Origin of the sequence: Nocardioides humilatus (genome assembly GCF_008373755.1) — a bacterium.
Lineage (GTDB): Bacteria > Actinomycetota > Actinomycetes > Propionibacteriales > Nocardioidaceae > Nocardioides > Nocardioides humilatus.
Genome location: NZ_VUJV01000003.1, coordinates 19,695 through 37,280 on the forward strand (window position 1 = coordinate 19,695; position 17,586 = coordinate 37,280).

The following is a 17,586-nucleotide window of genomic DNA, read 5'->3' on the forward strand; positions in this document are numbered from 1 at the left end:
GTTGTCATGGTCGGACGCATTCCCGTGATCGACGTGACGCCCGTGGTCGACGGCGGCCGCCTGCCCGCGAAGGCAGCGGTCGGTGAGCCCTTCCCGGTCTCGGCGACGGTGTTTCGCGAGGGCCACGACCGGCTCGGCGCCGAGGTCGTGCTGATCGGCCCCGACGGCCTCCGGCATCCGCCCGTGCGGCTCCAACCCCAACCGGTGACCGACCGGCACAGCGTCGACCGCCACAGCGCGTGGGTCACGCCCGACCTGCCGGGACTGTGGGCGTTCGAGATCCACGCATGGTCCGACCCCATCGCCACCTGGCAGCACGACGCGGGCATCAAGATCCGCGCGGGTGTCGACGTGGAGCTCATGTTCGCCGAGGGCAAGCTGCTCCTCGAGCGCGTCCTCCCGAGCCTGACGACCAAGAGCGACAAGACCGTGGTCGCGGGTGCCATCAAGGCAGCCCACGACGTCAAGCGCCCGGTCGAGGCCCGGCTGGCGCAGATGGAGTCACCGGAGCTGGCCGCCGTGCTGCTGGCCAACCCGCTCCGCGAGCTGGTGACCATCGACGGCCCCTACCCCGCCTACGCCGACCGCCCCCGGGCGCTGTTCGGGAGCTGGTACGAGTTCTTCCCGCGCTCGGAGGGCGCCTACCGCGACGCGAAGACCGGCACGGTCGTCAGCGGCACCTTCTCGACCGCCGCCAAGCGCCTGGAGGGCGTCGCGGCGATGGGCTTCGACGTCATCTACCTGCCGCCGATCCACCCGATCGGCGAGGTCAACCGCAAGGGTCCCAACAACACCCTCACTCCCGGACCCGATGACCCCGGCTCCCCTTGGGCGATCGGCAGCAAGGACGGCGGTCACGACGCGGTCCACCCCGACCTCGGCACCCTCGCCGACTTCGACGCGTTCGTCGCGAGCGCGGCCTCCCTCGGCCTCGAGGTCGCCCTCGACCTCGCCCTGCAGTGCGCGCCCGATCACCCCTGGGTGGCCGCGCACCCGGAGTGGTTCACGACCCGCGCCGACGGCACCATCGCCTACGCGGAGAACCCGCCGAAGAAATACCAGGACATCTACCCGCTCAACTTCGACAACGACCCCGAGGGTCTCGCCCAGGAAATCCTGCGCGTGGTGCGGCACTGGATGGCGCACGGCGTGCGCATCTTCCGCGTCGACAACCCGCACACCAAGCCGGTCCTCTTCTGGCAGTGGCTGCTCGCCGAGATCCGCACGACCGACCCCGACGTGATCTTCTTGTCGGAGGCGTTCACGAAGCCGCCGATGCTGCAGACGCTCGGTTCGATCGGCTTCCACCAGAGCTACTCCTACTTCACCTGGCGCACCGCGAAGGGCGAGGTCGAGGACTACCTGCGCGAGGTGGCGACCGAGTCGGCCCACCGGGTGCGGCCCAACTTCTTCGTCAACACCCCCGACATCCTCCACGAGTTCCTCCAGTACGGCGGCCCGGCGGCCTTCAAGATCCGGGCGGCCCTCGCGGCCACCGGTTCACCCAGCTGGGGCGTCTACGCCGGTTACGAGCTCTTCGAGCACGTGGCGGTGCGGCCGGGGAGCGAGGAGTACCTCGACTCGGAGAAGTACCAGGTCCGGATCCGCGACTGGGAGGCCGCCGAGGCCGAGGGACGGTCGCTGGCGCCGTACCTCACCAAGCTCAACGACGCCCGCCGACGCCACCCGGCGCTGCAGCAGCTGCGCAACCTGGTGATCCATCCCACCGAAGACGACGGCATCCTCTGCTTCAGCAAGACGGCCGGTCCTGACAAGGTGATCGTCGTGATCAACCTCGACCCCCACGCCGTGCGCGAGACGATGGTCCACCTCGACCTCGCCGCGCTCGGCCTGCCGTCCGGCACGTCCTTCCCGGTCCACGACGAGCTCACCGGCAGCGAGTGGACCTGGACTGCGGACAACTTCGTGCGGCTGGACCCGCGCGAGGAGCCGGCGCACGTGCTGACCGTGAGGCCGGCCCAGTGACGGCCACACCCGGTCGCTCCGAGAAGTCGGTGGTGCTCAACAACGAGCCCGACTGGTTCCGGACGGCCGTCTTCTACGAGGTGCTGGTCCGGTCGTTCCGTGACTCCAACGCCGACGGCACCGGTGACTTCCGGGGACTGACGGAGAAGCTCGACTACCTGCAGTGGCTCGGCGTCGACTGCCTGTGGGTGCCGCCCTTCTTCACCTCGCCGCTGCGCGACGGCGGCTACGACGTCGCCGACTACACCGACATCCTTCCGGAGGCCGGCACGGTCGACGACTTCCACCACTTCCTCGACGAGGCCCACAAGCGCGGCATCCGCGTGATCATCGACTTCGTCATGAACCACACCAGCGACCAGCACCCGTGGTTCCAGGCGTCGCGCACCGATCCCGACGGCCCCTACGGCGACTTCTACGTGTGGTCCGACACCGACGAGCTCTACCAAGAGGCGCGGATCATCTTCGTCGACACCGAGCCGTCCAACTGGACCTTCGACCCCGTGCGCGGCCAGTACTACTGGCACCGCTTCTTCCACCACCAGCCCGACCTCAACTTCGACAACCCGAAGGTCATGGAGGCGATGCTCGAGGCGATGGACTTCTGGTTGGCCATGGGACTCGACGGCTTCCGGCTCGATGCCGTGCCCTACCTCTACGAGAGGCCCGGCACCAACGGCGAGAACCTCCCGGAGACCCATGAAGCGCTCAAGGTGGTCCGGCGGTTCGTCGACGAGAAATATCCCGGCACCGTGCTCCTCTGCGAGGCCAACCAGTGGCCCGACGACGTCGTCGAATACTTCGGCCCGGAGCCGGTCGAGGGCGGCGAGCCCGGAGAGATGGTCGGCACCGAGTGCCACATGGCCTTCCACTTCCCGGTGATGCCCCGCATCTTCATGGCCGTACGACGGGAGTCGCGCTACCCGATCTCGGAGATCATGGCGGCGACTCCCTCGATCCCGAACGGCTGCCAGTGGGGCATCTTCCTCCGCAACCACGACGAGCTGACCCTTGAGATGGTCACCGACGAGGACCGCGACTACATGTGGGGCGAATACGCCAAGGACCCGCGGATGAAGGCCAACATCGGCATTCGACGCCGGCTCGCTCCCCTGCTCGACAACGACACCAACCAGATCGAGCTGTTCACCGCTCTGCTGCTCTCACTGCCGGGCTCGCCCGTCCTCTACTACGGCGACGAGATCGGGATGGGCGACAACATCTGGCTCGGTGACCGCGACGGCGTCCGCACCCCGATGCAGTGGACCCCTGACCGCAATGCCGGGTTCTCCGCGGCCACTCCCGGAAAGCTGCACCTGCCTGTTATCCAGGACCACATCTACGGGTACCAGAGCGTCAATGTCGAAGCACAGCTCGAGAACAGCTCGTCCCTCCTGCACTGGACGCAGCGCATGATCCACGCCCGCCGCAAGCACCCTGCCTTCGGGCTCGGGACGTTCAACGATCTCGGCGGCTCCAACCCGACCGTCCTCTCCTACGTCCGCGAGCACACGGGTCCCGACGGCGAGGACGACGTGATCATGTGCGTCAACAACCTCTCCCGCTTCCCGCAGCCCGTCGAGCTCGACCTGCGCCGGTTCGAGGGACGCGTGCCGGTGGAACTCGTCGGCGGCGTCGCGTTCCCCGCGGTGGGTGAGCTGCCCTACCTCCTGACCCTGAGCGGCCACGGCTTCTACTGGTTCCGTCTCATCAATCCCGATACCGACGAGCGGCCGGTGGTGTAGCCATGACGACCCGCGCTGAGTCTCTTCTCGGCTTTGTGAACGAAGCGCGTTGGTTCGGCGGCAAGGGCCGCCCCTTCACCGTGTCCGGCTCCCGACGTCTGGGCGCTCTCCCCGGCGAGGGACCCACGGTTGTGGTCGACCTCGTCGAGCTGACCTACGACGACGGCGAGATGGAGCTCTACCAGCTCCCGCTGCTGCTCCTCGCCGAGCCGGAGAGCACCCTGGACGACGCGTTCGTCGGCTGGTGGGAGGACGACGACCACGGCTGGGTGCACGCCTACGACGCGCTCCGCGACCGCGGGAGCATGACCCGCTTCCTCGAGGCGATCGCCGCAACTCCCGCGACCGACGAGATCACGTTCGTCCGCCAACCCGGCCACGAGCTCGATCTCGAGGCTGCCCCGGCGCTCTTCAGCGGCGAGCAGTCCAACTCCTCGGTGCTCTTCGGTGAGGACTCCGTGCTCAAGGTCTTCCGCAAGATCACCCCCGGCGCCAACCCCGACATCACCACCCACCAGGTCCTGACCGAGGCCGGGTCCCCCCACGTCGCCGCGCTCTACGGCTGGGTCGAGAGCAGCATCGACGGCGAGCTGGTGCACCTGGCGATGCTGCAGCAGTTCCTCCGCACGGCCAGCGACGGGTGGGAGTTCGCGCTCACGAGCGTGCGCGACCTCTTCTCCGAGGCCGATCTCCACGCCGACGAGGTCGGCGGCGACTTCGCAGCCGAGGCGGCACGACTCGGCACCTCCCTCGCCGAGGTGCACGCCGAGCTGCGCGAAGCCTTCGGCGTCGACACCCTCGACGCGACGCTGATCGCCCAGCAGATGTCGCTGCGGCTCGGTGCGGCGATCGACGTGGTGCCCGAGCTCGCCGAGCACGCCGACCGGTTGCGCGGCGCCTACGGCGCCCTGGCCGACCTCGGGAAGATCGAGGTGCAGCGCGTCCACGGCGACCTCCACCTCGGCCAGACGCTGCGCACGATCAAGGGCTGGAAGCTGGTCGACTTCGAGGGCGAGCCCGCGAAACCGCTCGCCGAGCGGCTCCTGCCCGACAGCCCGTGGCGCGATGTCGCCGGGATGCTGCGCTCCTTCGACTACGCACCCCACGCGATGGCCCGGTCCATGCCCGGCGACGACTCGGACGTCGTCGCCCAGCGCGAGCGGCGGGCCGAGGAGTGGGCTGCGCGCAACAAGGCCGCGTTCCTGGCCGCCTACGCGGGCGCCACCTCGCTGACCCCGGACGAAGGCGCACTCGTGGCGGCCTACGTCGCCGACAAGACCGTCTACGAATGCGTCTACGAGGCCCGCAACCGACCCTCCTGGCTGCCGATCCCGCTGGAAGCAGCCGCGCGGGTGGGCACACCGTGAACGCCCCCGACCCACGCGCGACGGCCGGCCTCGGTGACCTCGACCTCCACCTGATCGGCGAGGGGCGTCACGAGCAGCTGTGGCGTGCCCTCGGCGCCCACGTGCGTGACGGCGGCACGTCCTTCTCGGTGTGGGCGCCCAACGCGCGGTCGGTCAGCGTCATCGGCGACTTCAACGCCTGGGACGGCAACGCCCACGCCCTCGAGCAGGTCGACGGGGCGGGCGTGTGGTCGGGCTTCGTGCCGGGCGTCGAGAGCGGGACGACGTACAAGTTCCAGATCCACGGTGCCGACGGGATCTGGCGCCAGAAGGCCGACCCGATGGCGTTCCACGCCGAGCTGCCCCCCGAGACCGCCTCCCGCGTCTTCACGTCCACCCACGTCTGGCAGGACGACGAGTGGCTCGCGCAACGGGCGCGGAGGCAGCCGGTCAACGAGCCGATGGCGACCTACGAGATGCACCTCGCCTCGTGGAAGCGCCATCCCGACGGGACCTTCTGGACCTACGACGAGCTCGCCGACCCCGTCACCGGGCTGCCCGGCTACCTCGCCGACCTCGGCTTCACCCACGTCGAGCTGATGCCCGTCATGCAGCACCCCTTCGGTGGCTCGTGGGGCTACCACGTGACGTCGTACTTCGCTCCCGACTCGCGCTTCGGCGACCCCGACGGCTTCCGCCGCCTCGTCGACGCTCTCCACCAGGCGGGCATCGGGGTCATCCTCGACTGGGTGCCGGGTCACTTCGCGACCGACGAGTGGGCACTGGTCCGCTTCGACGGGACCCCTCTCTACGAGCACCCCGACCCGCGCAAGGGCTGGCACCCGGAGTGGGGCTCCCACATCTTCGACTTCGGGCGCAACGAGGTGCGCAACTTCCTCTTCGCCAACGCTGTCTACTGGCTCGAAGAGTTCCACGCCGACGGGCTCCGGGTCGACGGCGTCGCCTCGATGCTCTACCTCGACTACGCCCGCAACGATGGCGAGTGGGTCCCCAACAAATATGGCGGCCACGAGAACCTCGAGGCCGTCCAGTTCCTCCAGGAGCTCAACGCCACCGTCTACAAGCGGGTCCCCGGCATCACGACGATCGCCGAGGAGTCGACCTCCTGGCCGGGCGTCACCGGTGCGACCTCGGGCGGCGGGCTCGGCTTCGGGTTCAAGTGGAACATGGGCTGGATGCACGACTCGCTCGGCTACCTCAAGCGCGAGCCGGTGCACCGCGCCTACCACCACGGCGAGCTCACCTTCGCGCTCGTCTACGCCTTCACCGAAAACTACGTACTGCCGCTCAGCCACGACGAGGTCGTCCACGGCAAGGGCTCGCTGCTGCGCAAGATGCCCGGCGACCGGTGGCAGCAGCTGGCCAACCTGAGGGCCTACCTGGCCTACATGTGGGCCCACCCGGGCAAGCCGCTGCTCTTCATGGGCTCGGAGTTCGCCCAGGACTCCGAGTGGGCGGAGTCGCGCGAGCTCGACTGGTGGCTGCTCGCCGATCCTGCCCACGTCGGCATGCAGTCGATGGTGCGCGACCTCAACGCGCGCTACCGCGAGGTCCCCGCCCTCTGGCTGCAGGACAACGACCCCGCGGGCTTCGCGTGGATCGACGCCAACGACGCCGGCCACAACGTCTTCTCCTTCATCCGCAAGGCACCCGAAGGCTCCGGTGAGCCCGACCTGGTCTGCGTCACCAACTTCGCCAACAGCACCCACGGCTTCTACCGGCTGGGCCTCCCGCGGGCGGGGCGGTGGGCCGAGGTCCTCAACACCGACGCGGAGAGCTACGGCGGCTCGGGCGTCGGCAACCTCGGCGAGCTGGTGGCGCAGGAGGCACCCGCCCTCGAGGCTCGGGCGCCCGGCGGCAGTCCCGCCTACGCCATCCTCACGCTCCCGCCCTTGGCGACGATCTGGCTCCGCGCACCAGCAGCCGGCTGACGCCCACGCAACCTTCTCGCCGGATCTTGCGTCGTACTCTCGAACCCCCTCGGAGGAAGGCTCCCCTCGTGAACAAGCTCAGCATCCTCGCTGCGACGGCCGCGGCGCTCCTGATCAACGGCTTCGCGCCCACGCCGCCAGCGTCGGCCGAGACCGGCGCGGTCCTCTACGCGACCGGGGGCGGCAAGCTCGCCGCGATCGACCTGACCGGGCTGCACGTGCGCAACGCCCCGCGCCATGTCGAGATGGTCGCCCACGTGCGCGACCTCACCGATGCCGGGCGCTTCACCTTCTACATGTCCGACCCGTCGTTCGAGGGCGTCTTCGGCCTCAACGTCGAAGTACGCCAGCGGGGTGACGGCACGGTCGTCACCCACTTCCGTGAGTGGGGCGACGGCTGGTCGGCAGCGCGCGCGTGCCCCGATGCGACGGTTCGCTGGGCCGAGGGCCGCGACCTGATCCGGCTCGGCTTCCCACAGGGCTGCTTCCACGGCGGACTTCAGGACCAGTGGCGGTTCACGGTCCACTCCCGCCTTCACTACGGATCGAACGATCGCACCGAGCGCGACCACACCCATCAGCACCTGGTGCTGCAGCGAGGCTGACTCCTGACGGAAGCCGGAACGGGTCTGGTTAGGGTGGACCCGTGCCCGACCAGCCCGACACGCAGCTCTCCACCGTGTCCGACCGGGTCGCCCGCATCCACTGGACGGCGGACCTGACCGAGCGCGGGTGGCAGGCCGCCGTCGACGTCGTACGACGTGACGTGGCCGCCGCGCTGCTCGACCATGACCGTGTCGAGACGCTCGTGGCCGAGGGTGACGACGAGGGCCAGCGGATCGCCACCTGGGCGGGCCTGCGCCGCGAGGGCATCCAGCGACGCATCGGCGGGGACCTCGTCGTCTTCGCGCGGCTGGCCGACGACGTCGAGGTGCACGAGCCGGGCGGCTTCCGCGCCCTCCTCAACTCGTTCCTGCCCCGCAAGCGCGGGATCAGCCAGATGCTGATCCGCGACACCTCTCCCGAGCCGCGGGTGCTGCTGTGCCAGCTCACCTACAAGGCCGACTGGGACCTCCCGGGCGGCGTGGTCGAGGTCGGCGAGTCACCGCTGTTGGCGGTCTCCCGCGAGGTCGAGGAGGAGCTCGGCCTCGAGATCCCCGCCGGCCCGCTGCTGCTGACCGACTGGCTACCCCCGTGGGGCGGCTGGGACGACGCGCTGTGCCTGGTCTTCGACGGTGGCACCCACGACGCCTCGCTCGTCGAGCGGATCGTGCCGCAGGCGCGCGAGATCCGCACGGCCGAGTTCTGCACCCTCGACCAGGTCGAGGAGCGCGCCGCCGACTTCACCGCCCGCCGTGTCCGAGCGGCCCTCGCCAACCTCGGTGGCGGTCCGGCCTACACCGAGTCGGGCCGCTAGCCACCGATCGCCGGCGGGTCGCAGCGCGACCAGCACCCCCGCGACCAGCACGGCACCGCCCACCAGTTCGGCCGGCGTCGGCTGCTCGCCGAGCAGGAGCCACGCCGAGCCGATCGACACCGGCGGCACGAGCAGGATCCACGGGACGACGGCGGCCGACGGGTTGCGCGAGAGCAGCCCGTTGAAGATCGCGTAGCCGACGAGCGAAGCGAGCCCGGCCGTGTAGAGGGTCGAGACCGCCGCCTGCCAGCCGAAGGCGGCCATGCCGTCGGCGACCGCGCCGGGGCCGTCGAGCGCCACCGCCAGGCCGACCAAGGGCACGGGGACGACGAGCGCCGACCACACCGTGAGCGGGAGCCCGCCGGTGACGCCCGATGCGCGAGAGACGACGTTGCCGATCGCCCAGGAGAGCGCGGCGAGCAGGCAGAGGACGAGGGCGACTGCGGCGATGTGACCGCCGCGGCCCAGCCCGACCACAACCAGTCCGACTGCGCCGAGACCGACACCGACCACCTGCGCCCGGGTCGGCCGCTCCCGGAGGGCGATCGCGGCGAGCACGATGGTCAACACCACCTGGGCCTGGAGCACGAGGCCGGCCAGTCCCGCCGGCATGCCTGCTGCCATCGCGGAGTAGAGGAGCCCGAACTGGCCGAGCGACATGAAGACGCCGACCGCGACCACGACGCGCCACGGCGCGTCCGGGCGCGGCACCAGGAAGACCGCCGGCAGGACCACTGCCGTGAACCGCACCGCCGCGAAGAGCAGCGGGGGCACGTCGCCCATCCCCCACTCGATCACGACGAAGTTGAACCCCCACAGGCCCGCGACGAGGGCGGCGAGGAGGCAGTCACGACGGCTCATGGGCTCTATCGTGCGGGCGCCGATCGTGAAGCACCAGCGAATGTTTGTGCCGCATTCCATGTAGTCTCGCTACATGATTGATCTGGCTGCCCTCAGCGGCCTGCGCGCGGTCGCCACCCACGGGTCGGTCATCGCTGCAGCCGAGGCCACCGGCTTCACGCCGAGCGCCGTGTCACAACAGGTGAAGCGGCTCGAGCGTCAGGTCGGCGTACCTCTCCTGGAGCGCGTCGGTCGCGGGGTCATGCTCACCAGCCACGGCCGCCACCTCGTCGAGGCGGGCGAGCAGGTCCTCGCCGACCTCGAGCGGCTCGAGGCCGAGATCCAGCACCGGGCAGGGGTCGTCACCGGCAGCGTGCGACTGGTCGCCTTCTCGACCGCGATGCGCGGCCTCGTCGCGCCGGTCGCTCGCCGACTGCTCGACGAGCATCCCGGCCTCCGCCTCACCCTCGACGAGCGCGAACCGTGGGACACCGTCGACCTCGTCGCCGCCGGTCAGTGCGAGGTCGGCATCGTGCACCGCTGGGGAGGCGTGACCTTCGCCGTACCCGACCATCTCGCGACCACCCGCGTCGCCGACGATGTCGCCGACCTCATCGTCGCCGCCGACCACCCGCTCGCTTCCCGGGACAAGGTGACGCCGCGCGACCTGCTCGACGTCGATTGGATCGCGACGCCCGAGGGCACGATCTGCCGGCAGTGGCTGCACCGGATGTACGACGGCACCGGGCGACCACCGCGGATCGCCCACGTGTCCATGGAGTTCGAGTCCCACCTCGCCCTGGTCGCCGCCGGGCTCGGTGTCGCCCTGGTCCCGCGGCTCGGTCGAGCCCCGCTGGGTCCCGACCTGGTCGCGATCGACGTCTACGACCCGGTGCCGACCCGCCTGGTCGACGCGCTCCACCGCCGCACGATGGCCGACTCCCCCGCCGTCCGCGCCGTGCTCGACGCGCTACGCGCCGGCTGAGCCGTCCAGCGCCTCGCGCGCGAGCATCGTCGAGCCGACCACCGCGGCCGGCATCATCACGACCGCACCGAAGGGCACCAGGAAGCACAGCTGGACGACGGTGCCGAAGCCCAGCATCGACTGCCGGTGGCCGGCGAGCAGTGCCTTCTGGGCGGCGCGGTCCATGCCGCGCGCCTCGAGGCCGCGCGACACGAGCTCGCCCGCCACGAGTCGACCGGAGACCACGACGCCGAGGATCGGTCCGACCACGGGGCCGACGACCGGTACCAGGCCGATGACGAAGACTCCGACGGTCGTCACGACGCCGAGCGCGATCAGCCCGGCACCGTCGAGTGCACCGCGCAACCAACCGACACCCCGAGCGGGCACGTCGCCGCCGATCATGAGCTCGGTCTCGCGCCAGATCTTCTCGTAGAACGGGTCCCCGACGGCGAGCGTCAGACCGGTGAACGTCACGACGAAGAGGAAGAGCGAGCCGAGGATCATGGCGAGGTAGAGCCCGATCCGCACGATGCCTTGCCACGGCTCGGACCAGTCGTCAGCGAAGGGCGTAGCCCAGTCGACTAGGTCGTCGGCGACCAGGACGACCGTGACGAACAGGGCGACCATCACGATCAGCACCAGCACAGCCGGCACGATGCCCAGCAGCATCAGCGCGGGGCGCTGGCGCCACATCTTCAGGCCACGGAAGAGGAAACCCGCTCCGTGCGCGAAGCCCATCGGCTGGCCGCTCAGAAGAGGGCCGAGGCCAGCGCCTGGCGGCCCTTCAGAACTCGAGGGTCCTCGTTGCCGACAGCGGCGAAGAGGCTGACCAGGTGGTCCCGCGCACGGTCCCGCTCCTTGTCCGACGTACGACGCACGAGCTCGACCAGACGCGCGAAGGCGTCCTCGACGTGGCCACCGAGCAGGTCGAGGTCGGCGACCATGATCTGAGCGTCGACGTCGTCGGGGGCTGCCGCAGCGGCAGCACGTGCGGCGTTGAGGTCGACGCCCTGCGTGCGCTGCAGGATCTTGGCCATCGCGAGCCCGGCAGCGGCCTCGGCGTCGGCGGGGTTGGCGTCGGCGAGCTTCTGGTACTCCGCGACCGCGGCGTCCATGTCGCCCGCCGCCAGCGCGTCCTGGGCCGCGGCGTAGCGCGGGTCGGGGCCGACCTCCTCCTCGCCCTCGGTGGGCACCGTGGCAAGGGGCTGGTGGCGTCCGGTGATGCCCTGCGCGGTCAGCTGTTGGCCGAGCTGGTTGAAGAGGGTGCTGAGCTCCTCGCGGGTGACCATGCCCGGGATCGGCTGGATCGCGGGACGGCCGTCGAGGAAGACCATCAGCAAAGGCACGGGCAGCTGCTGCAGCTGGCTGGCCTGCGCGATCACCTGGGCGATCTGCGCCTGCGCATCCACGTCGACGATGCCGGCGAGGAAGCGGCCGTCGTACTGGCCGACGAGGTCGGCGACGTCGTCGGCCATCTGCGTGCTCTCAGGAGCCTGGCTCGGCGAGTGGAAGACGAGGACGACCGGCGCTGTGGTCGAGGCCTGGAGGACGCCTTGGAAGTTCTCCTCGTTGACGTCGAGGGCGTAGGCCGACATGCCCGGCGCGGTCCCGCCGCCCGCCGCGGTGGGGGCGGGCTGGGGCGCGGGGCGCTTCAGTGCCGAGAGGTCGATCGCTCCTCGGCCTGCGAAAGGCTGCGTCATGCAGCAGAGTCTAGGAGTCGGGGTCGTAGTCACCGGCCGCGGCCCGGACCGGACGCAGCAGCTCGGACAACGCGTTGTGCTGCGCCTGGTCGAGGTCGTCGAGAGCGAAGCCTGCCGCCACCAGGTCGGCGGTCGCCCTCTCGACGAGCGCGCGGCCCGCGGGGGTGATCTCGGCCAGCACCGCGCGACCGTCCTCGGGGTGCGGCACCCGGACGATCAGCCCGCTGGCCTCGAGCCTGCGGACGATCGAGGTGACCGACGTCGGGTGCACCTGCAGCCGCTCCCCCATCTTCCCCAGCGGCAGCGAGCCACGTGAGGAGAAGACGAGGAGGACCAGCGCCTCGTAGCGCGCGAAGGACAGGCCGTGCGGACGGAGCAGCGAGTCGAGGCGAGCGAGCACCAGCTGCTGCACGCGCATCAGCGAGGTCACGGCGTGCATGGCGTCGGCGGCGTCCCAGCGCTTGGTCCACTGGCGCGAGGCTTCGTCGATGGGGTCGAAGGGCAGCATCAGTAAGGCACCCTAGGCCCCCCGAGGGGCACCGCGCTGCAGGTCCCGTCGAATCGGACCTAGAGACCGTAGGCCGCAGTGTTCGGGGGCGCGGTGTCTGCGCTGAGCCAGGCCTGGAAGAAGACGTCGAGCTCGTCACCCGACACCTCCTCGGCCAACGCCTCGAACTCCTCGACGGTGGCGTTGCCACCCCCGTGCAGCGAGACCCAACGGCGCAGCAGCTTGCGGAAGTCGTCGGTGCCGATGACGTTGCGCAGTGCGGCGAGTGCCATCGAGCCACGCTCGTAGACGGCGGACGCGAAGAGCTTGCGCCAGTCGCACGGGCTCTGCCCGGCACAAGGGTCGGCGATGTCGAGGGACCAGAAGCTGTCGTCCTCCCGGCTGTCGCGATATTGCTGATGCAGGGACGCGCTCGTCGAGCGCCCGCCGTGCGCCTCGGTCCAGCGCAGCTCCATGTAGGTCGCGAAACCCTCGTTGAGCCAGATGTCCTGCCAGCGCGCGACCGAGACCGCGTCGCCGAACCACTGGTGGGCCAGCTCGTGCACCACGACGCCGCCGTAGATCCAGCTGCCGTAGGTCGGCCGGCTCTGGTTCTCCAGCGCGAAGCCGACATCGAGGCTCGTCACCACACCGCCGGTGCTGGCGAACGGGTAGTCGCCGAGCTCGTCTTGGAGCCAGGCGGTGACCTTCGCCGACTTGCGCAGGGCGAAGAGCGCGCGCTGCCGGTCGGCCAGGCCGAGCTGGCGCGAGACCGCGTTGTAGTAGCGCAGGCCGTGCGCCTTGCCCTTCTCGATGACGAAGTCACCCGCGGCGAAGAAGGCGAGGTACGTCGCCATCGGGTCGCTCATCCGCCAGTGGGTCGTCGCCCGCTTGCCGTTGACCGTGCGCTCGACCCGCACGCCGTTGCTGACGACCTCGCGGTCCTTGCCCGTGGTGATCCGGATGTCGAAGCGCGCCTTGTCGCTGGGGTGGTCGTTGCTCGGGAACCACCAGGCCGCCATGTGCGGCTCGTTCATGGTGACGACCTCGTGGCCGTCGGCGAGCCAGTTGCTCTCGCCCTGCCAACTGATGCGCTGCGGGAAGCCGTGATAGCGGACGGTGACGTCGACCGGGTCGCTGGCGGTGAGGGGATCCGCCGGCGTGATGACCAGCTCATGAGCGTCGGGCTTGTCGAACTCGGCCTCGACACCGTCGACCTTGACCGAGTCGACCTTGAGGAGCAGGTCGAGACTGAAGCTCGCGGCCTCGGCGTCCGGCTTGAGCCGCACCGTTGTCACACCCGACACGAATCGGTCGCTGAACCGGTAGCGGTCGTGGACGTCGTAGTGGAGGACGTCGAGCCCCGGCGCACCGTCGGCCGGGTAGTAGGGATCCGGCAGCTCCGGAGCAGGCCCGGCACCTGCGCTGCTGGCAAGCGGGCTGGTGAGGGCCACCGCAAGCAGCAGGGCGATGAGCGGGGTGGACGTGGAGATCCGAGAGCGACGCAGCACGCGGACAACCTAACCCGGCACCGGGCACCGTCCTTAAATCCGTTGCGCCATCCGCGCCGTCGACGCGACCATGGCTGCGCGACCTGCGCGATCCGCGCGGGTGCCGATCGAGAGGAGCGTGACATGTCCACGACTGTCCTTGGCCTGTCCGCAGACCATTTCACCTCTCATCGGAGCACCCACCACCATGTTTCTGGAGCACCCCTCCACGCCGGCTGAGACCGGCACCTTCCCGGCGATCGAGCCGACCCCGTCCGACCCGCTCGACCCCCGGTTCGTCTTCGACTTCGTCGCCTACGACGAGCTCGGCCCGGGCCAACGATGGTCCACCTGGCTCGATGTCGAGCCGCTCAGCCGTGGCCCCGAGCCTCGGCCCGACTGGGTCGTCACCTCCCAAGGCGCGATCGACACCGAGCTCGGCATCCTGAAGACCGGCAAGGAGGCCGACGTCTTCCTGCTCGAGCGGGCCGACCCGCACGACCCGACCCGGTCCGTCGTGATGGCGGCCAAGCGCTACCGCGCCCCCGAGCACCGGTCCTTCCACCGGTCAGCGACCTACACGGAGGGGCGCAGCATGAAACGGTCGCGCGACGAGCGCGCCCTCAAGCGCAAGAGCACCTTCGGCCGGGAGGTTGCGGCGGGCGAGTGGGCCGTCTCGGAGTGGTCGGCACTCGTTCGTTGCTGGCAGCTGGGCCTGCCGGTCCCCTACCCCGTGCAGATCGACGGCACCGAGCTGTTGATGGAGTGGATCACCGTCGACGGCGACAGCGCGCCTCGGCTGGCCCAGACCCGCCCCGAGCCAGCCCTCCTGGCGTCGTACTTCGACCAGCTGCGTGAGGCACTCGGCACGCTCGTCCAAGCCGGCCTCGTGCACGGAGACCTGTCGCCCTACAACATCTTGGCCGCGGGCGACCGGCTCGTGATCATCGACCTCCCCCAGGTCGTCGACCTGGTCGGCAACGCCGCCGGTTTCGACTTCCTGCTGCGGGACTGCACCAACGTCTGCGAGTGGTTCGCCCGACGTGGGCTACCGGTCGACGCCCAGGACCTGTTCGGCGACCTGATGGCCCACGCCTTCTGACGACTCGGTCAGCGGTTGACCCAGGCGGCGGCGACGCCGATCTCGATGTCGATGCCGGCGATGTCGTCGGGGGCGCCGGGCAGGGCGATCACGTGCAGCGCGCGAACGGCCCGGCCGTTGTAGGGGAAGGGCAGCCGCGTCTGCTCGTTGATGATCACCTTCACCAGCCCGGGGATCTCGATCACCGTGTTGGGCTCGACGCCGACCGGGATCGGGTTGCCGCCGATGACGAGGCCGAGGATCTCCGCGTGGGCACGCTTCTTGGCACGGCGATCACCCTTCTGGATGACACGTGACGTCGCGGTGATGGCGTCGAGGGTGATCGCACCACCGAGGAGGTTGACCGCACCGATGTGGGCGATCATCTTGCCGTCGGTCAGCCGGTTGGTGACGACCGCGTCGGCGGTGTTGGCCAGGCCCTGGACGTCGACGACTCCGGGGAGCCGGGCGCGGGTGGTCGCATTGGTCAGCTCGACGCCGTTGGTGCCGCCTGCCGGGCAGATCACGATCCCGGTCGGGGCGGACATGACGTTGACCGCGTCACCGGCGTGCACCGCGACGCGTGAGGAGTAGGCGAACCCGAACGCCGGGTCGCCGTTGATCGGCTTCGGCAGCAAGATGCTGGCCTTGGTCGGCGTCACCTCGATGCTCGCGCCGGCGCTGAGCCCATCACGCGGCTCGAGCAGCGTGACGGCGATGCCCGTCGCCTCGGACTTGATGAGCGCGTCGCCACCGATCTGGCCGCGCACCCGGTTGAGCACGATCGAGGCGACGCCGGGGATCTCCAGCCCGAAGTTCTTCGGAACCACCAGCGGGATGTGGTGGTCCGCCACCCGCAGACCGACGAGCTTGGTGCGACCCTTGCGCGAGACCTCCCCGTTGGCATCGATCGTCGCGCTCGCCGTGGTCACGATCGCCTTGACGGTGATCGCACCGTTGAGCAGGCGGACGTCGGCCAGCTTCGCCTCGGACGTGACCGTGATGCCGCCGCCGAGCTTCCGCGTGGTCTTCTGGGAGGTCTCGACCCCTTCGGCCTTGACGAGCCCGTGGAGCAGGTTGACGCCGGCCGTCTTGTTGCCGGTCTGACGTGGCGCTGTCTTCACCCGCATCGTGCTCGCTGCGGTCAGCTCGGAACGGACCACCCCGGCGACGTTGATCCGGGTGCCGCCGCTGACCGCGTGGAAGACCGGTTCGGTGTCGCCCTCCGCTGCCGCGCGGGTCGGGGTCACCGGCGCAGCTGGGGCGGCCGGGGCGAGGGGGCCGAGGAAGATCGCGGCGCCCGTGACGAGGGCGAGCAGGGACGAACCGATCCGAGATGTGGGGAGCATGGAGCCAAACCTAACCCCGGACTAGACCGGATGGGTAGGAAGGCCCCACTTAGCGCAGGATGCCGGTGATACCGAGCGCGTGCCGCCCCAGCTCGACCAGGGTGGCCTCCGGCGTGAGCGGGTGGAACTTGATCGCACGGACGTCGCGGTAGGCGCGCTCCACCACCGAACCCTTGAAGAACGCAGGTCCGCCGGCGAGGTCCATCGCGAGGTCGCAGACCTCGATGACCGCCTCGGCGACCTGGGCCTTCGCGGCCATCACCGCGAGGTAGGTCTCGTGCGAGGGCTGTGGGTCGTCACCGACGGCCCCGATAGCTCCGTCCAGCGCCCACGACGCGACCTGGAGCAGCTGGCGCACCCGACCGACCTGACGCTGGACCAGAGGGCTCTCGGCCTTGCTGCCCGCTGCCGCGATGGCGGCGGCGGCCGCGCCCTCGGCGATCCCGAGGTAGGCCCCGCTGACGATCGGGAAGGCGATCTCGGAGATGACCTGGAGCGGCGGGTCCACGACGCCGTACGGGCGATTCGCGAGGACCCGCTCATCGGGAACGAACACGTCCTTGATGACGACGTCGTTGCTCGCGGTGCCGCGCATGCCCATCGTGTTCCAGTTGTCGGCAACGGTCACCCCGTCGGCGGCGACGGGCACCGGGACGTTGAGCACCCGCTGGCCCTGCTCGGGGTCGTCGAGGACGAACATCGTCGAGAGCACGGTGCCGTGGCTCGACTGGCTCGCGAACCGCTTGTGCCCCGAGACCCGGTAGCCGCCGTCGACCTTCACGGCCTCACCGTGGGGATGCGTGTAGTCCCCTCCGCCGGTCGAGACGAGCAGGATGCCCTCGTCCGCGACCCGACGCAGCGTCGCCTCGGCGCCGGGCAGGCCCCGGCGGTAGCGCCAGGCCGTGAACGCCACGACGTGCTGGTGCATCGAGCTCGCCAGAGCCGTCGATCCGCAGTGGTGGCCCAGCTCGCGCTGCAGAGCCGTCAGCTCGGCGACGGTCGCACCGTCGCCACCGAGTTCGACCGGCACGGCGGCCTTGAGGAGGCCGGCTGCGCGGAGCTCGTCGTAGGCCTCGGTGACGAAGGTGCCTTCGCGGTCGTGGCGGGCCGCGTGCTGGGCGATCGCCGGCCCGATCGCCGCCGCGCGGGCGGCCGGGCTGGGGGCGGAGTCGGCGCTGGAGTCGGCGCTGGAGCCGGTGGCGGGGGCGATGGTTGCGGTCATGGGT

The 17,586-nt window shown here is 70.2% G+C and carries 14 protein-coding genes and 1 pseudogene; 8 read left to right on the forward strand and 7 right to left on the reverse strand.

Annotated features, from left to right (window positions below):
- The first annotated feature begins 6 nt into the window (after positions 1–6).
- The 6 genes from F0U44_RS08035 to F0U44_RS08060 all read left to right on the forward strand — a co-directional run bounded on the left by F0U44_RS08035 (position 7) and on the right by F0U44_RS08060 (position 8,446).
- The gene (locus F0U44_RS08035) at positions 7–1,986 is read left to right on the forward strand and encodes an alpha-1,4-glucan--maltose-1-phosphate maltosyltransferase (protein ID WP_149727798.1); all 1,980 of its coding nucleotides are present in this window, start codon (positions 7–9) and stop codon (positions 1,984–1,986) included.
- Positions 1,983–3,731 carry a maltose alpha-D-glucosyltransferase gene (gene treS / locus F0U44_RS08040; RefSeq protein WP_149727799.1) on the forward strand — a complete coding sequence of 583 codons (1,749 nt, stop codon included), beginning with the start codon at positions 1,983–1,985 and terminating at the stop codon, positions 3,729–3,731. Before F0U44_RS08035 ends, treS begins: the two co-directional genes overlap by 4 nt.
- Before the next feature lie 35 nt (positions 3,732–3,766).
- Entirely contained in the window at positions 3,767–5,098 is a 1,332-nt protein-coding gene (locus F0U44_RS08045) for a maltokinase N-terminal cap-like domain-containing protein (RefSeq protein ID WP_149727800.1), read from the forward strand.
- Complete coding sequence (glgB, locus tag F0U44_RS08050) at positions 5,020–7,029, forward strand: 1,4-alpha-glucan branching protein GlgB (protein WP_149727801.1); 2,010 nt, start codon at positions 5,020–5,022, stop codon at positions 7,027–7,029. Before F0U44_RS08045 ends, glgB begins: the two co-directional genes overlap by 79 nt.
- Before the next feature lie 68 nt (positions 7,030–7,097).
- Positions 7,098–7,634: a hypothetical protein gene (locus F0U44_RS08055; protein WP_149727802.1), complete on the forward strand. Its 537-nt coding sequence runs from the start codon at positions 7,098–7,100 to the stop codon at positions 7,632–7,634.
- A gap of 41 nt (positions 7,635–7,675) precedes the next feature.
- On the forward strand, positions 7,676–8,446 hold the full coding sequence (locus tag F0U44_RS08060) for an NUDIX domain-containing protein (protein WP_149727803.1): 771 nt from the start codon (positions 7,676–7,678) through the stop codon (positions 8,444–8,446).
- A 33-nt stretch (positions 8,447–8,479) separates the two neighbouring features.
- Here F0U44_RS08060 and F0U44_RS08065 read toward each other — a convergent pair.
- Positions 8,480–9,367: pseudogene (locus F0U44_RS08065) on the reverse strand (EamA family transporter); the annotation flags it as partial.
- 13 nt (positions 9,368–9,380) lie between these two features.
- Between F0U44_RS08065 and F0U44_RS08070 the strand changes: the two are divergent.
- A complete protein-coding gene (locus tag F0U44_RS08070; protein ID WP_149727804.1) occupies positions 9,381–10,271 on the forward strand; it encodes a LysR family transcriptional regulator in 891 nt (296 codons plus the stop codon).
- On the opposite strand, the gene F0U44_RS08075 is transcribed toward F0U44_RS08070, so the two are convergent.
- Genes F0U44_RS08075 through F0U44_RS08090 form a run of 4 tightly spaced genes read right to left on the reverse strand, consistent with a single transcriptional unit; the run spans position 10,257 to position 13,951 of the window.
- Positions 10,257–10,991 carry an EI24 domain-containing protein gene (locus F0U44_RS08075; RefSeq protein ID WP_149727805.1) on the reverse strand — a complete coding sequence of 245 codons (735 nt, stop codon included), beginning with the start codon at positions 10,989–10,991 and terminating at the stop codon, positions 10,257–10,259. The genes F0U44_RS08070 and F0U44_RS08075 overlap by 15 nt on opposite strands.
- Positions 10,992–11,002: 11 nt before the next feature.
- Positions 11,003–11,953, reverse strand: coding sequence for a co-chaperone YbbN (locus tag F0U44_RS08080; protein ID WP_149727806.1), 951 nt, complete (start codon positions 11,951–11,953; stop codon positions 11,003–11,005).
- A 10-nt stretch (positions 11,954–11,963) separates the two neighbouring features.
- Entirely contained in the window at positions 11,964–12,461 is a 498-nt protein-coding gene (locus tag F0U44_RS08085; RefSeq protein ID WP_149727807.1) for a MarR family winged helix-turn-helix transcriptional regulator, read from the reverse strand.
- Positions 12,462–12,520: 59 nt separating this feature from the next.
- Complete coding sequence (locus F0U44_RS08090) at positions 12,521–13,951, reverse strand: M1 family metallopeptidase (protein ID WP_149727808.1); 1,431 nt, start codon at positions 13,949–13,951, stop codon at positions 12,521–12,523.
- 187 nt (positions 13,952–14,138) lie between these two features.
- Between F0U44_RS08090 and F0U44_RS08095 the strand changes: the two genes are divergently transcribed.
- A complete protein-coding gene (locus F0U44_RS08095; protein WP_149727809.1) occupies positions 14,139–15,032 on the forward strand; it encodes a serine protein kinase RIO in 894 nt (297 codons plus the stop codon).
- Positions 15,033–15,040: 8 nt separating this feature from the next.
- Here the strand turns inward: F0U44_RS08095 and F0U44_RS08100 are convergent, their stop codons facing one another.
- Both F0U44_RS08100 and F0U44_RS08105 read right to left on the reverse strand, forming a co-directional pair.
- Positions 15,041–16,360 carry a choice-of-anchor P family protein gene (locus F0U44_RS08100; protein WP_149727810.1) on the reverse strand — a complete coding sequence of 440 codons (1,320 nt, stop codon included), beginning with the start codon at positions 16,358–16,360 and terminating at the stop codon, positions 15,041–15,043.
- Between the two features lie 49 nt (positions 16,361–16,409).
- The gene (locus F0U44_RS08105; RefSeq protein WP_149727811.1) at positions 16,410–17,582 is read right to left on the reverse strand and encodes an acyl-CoA dehydrogenase family protein; all 1,173 of its coding nucleotides are present in this window, start codon (positions 17,580–17,582) and stop codon (positions 16,410–16,412) included.
- Positions 17,583–17,586 lie beyond the last annotated feature (4 nt).

What these genes read in the sequence shown, in the direction of transcription:
- F0U44_RS08035 (WP_149727798.1), top strand. Translation starts at nt 7, where the DNA reads ATGGTCGGACGCATTCCCGTGATCGACGTGACGCCCGTGGTCGACGGC.
- glgB (WP_149727801.1), top strand. Translation starts at nt 5,020, where the DNA reads ATGCGTCTACGAGGCCCGCAACCGACCCTCCTGGCTGCCGATCCCGCT.
- F0U44_RS08070 (WP_149727804.1), top strand. Translation starts at nt 9,381, where the DNA reads ATGATTGATCTGGCTGCCCTCAGCGGCCTGCGCGCGGTCGCCACCCAC.
- F0U44_RS08075 (WP_149727805.1), bottom strand. Translation starts at nt 10,991, where the DNA reads ATGGGCTTCGCGCACGGAGCGGGTTTCCTCTTCCGTGGCCTGAAGATG.
- F0U44_RS08080 (WP_149727806.1), bottom strand. Translation starts at nt 11,953, where the DNA reads ATGACGCAGCCTTTCGCAGGCCGAGGAGCGATCGACCTCTCGGCACTG.
- F0U44_RS08085 (WP_149727807.1), bottom strand. Translation starts at nt 12,461, where the DNA reads ATGCTGCCCTTCGACCCCATCGACGAAGCCTCGCGCCAGTGGACCAAG.
- F0U44_RS08095 (WP_149727809.1), top strand. Translation starts at nt 14,139, where the DNA reads ATGTTTCTGGAGCACCCCTCCACGCCGGCTGAGACCGGCACCTTCCCG.
- F0U44_RS08100 (WP_149727810.1), bottom strand. Translation starts at nt 16,360, where the DNA reads ATGCTCCCCACATCTCGGATCGGTTCGTCCCTGCTCGCCCTCGTCACG.
- F0U44_RS08105 (WP_149727811.1), bottom strand. Translation starts at nt 17,582, where the DNA reads ATGACCGCAACCATCGCCCCCGCCACCGGCTCCAGCGCCGACTCCAGC.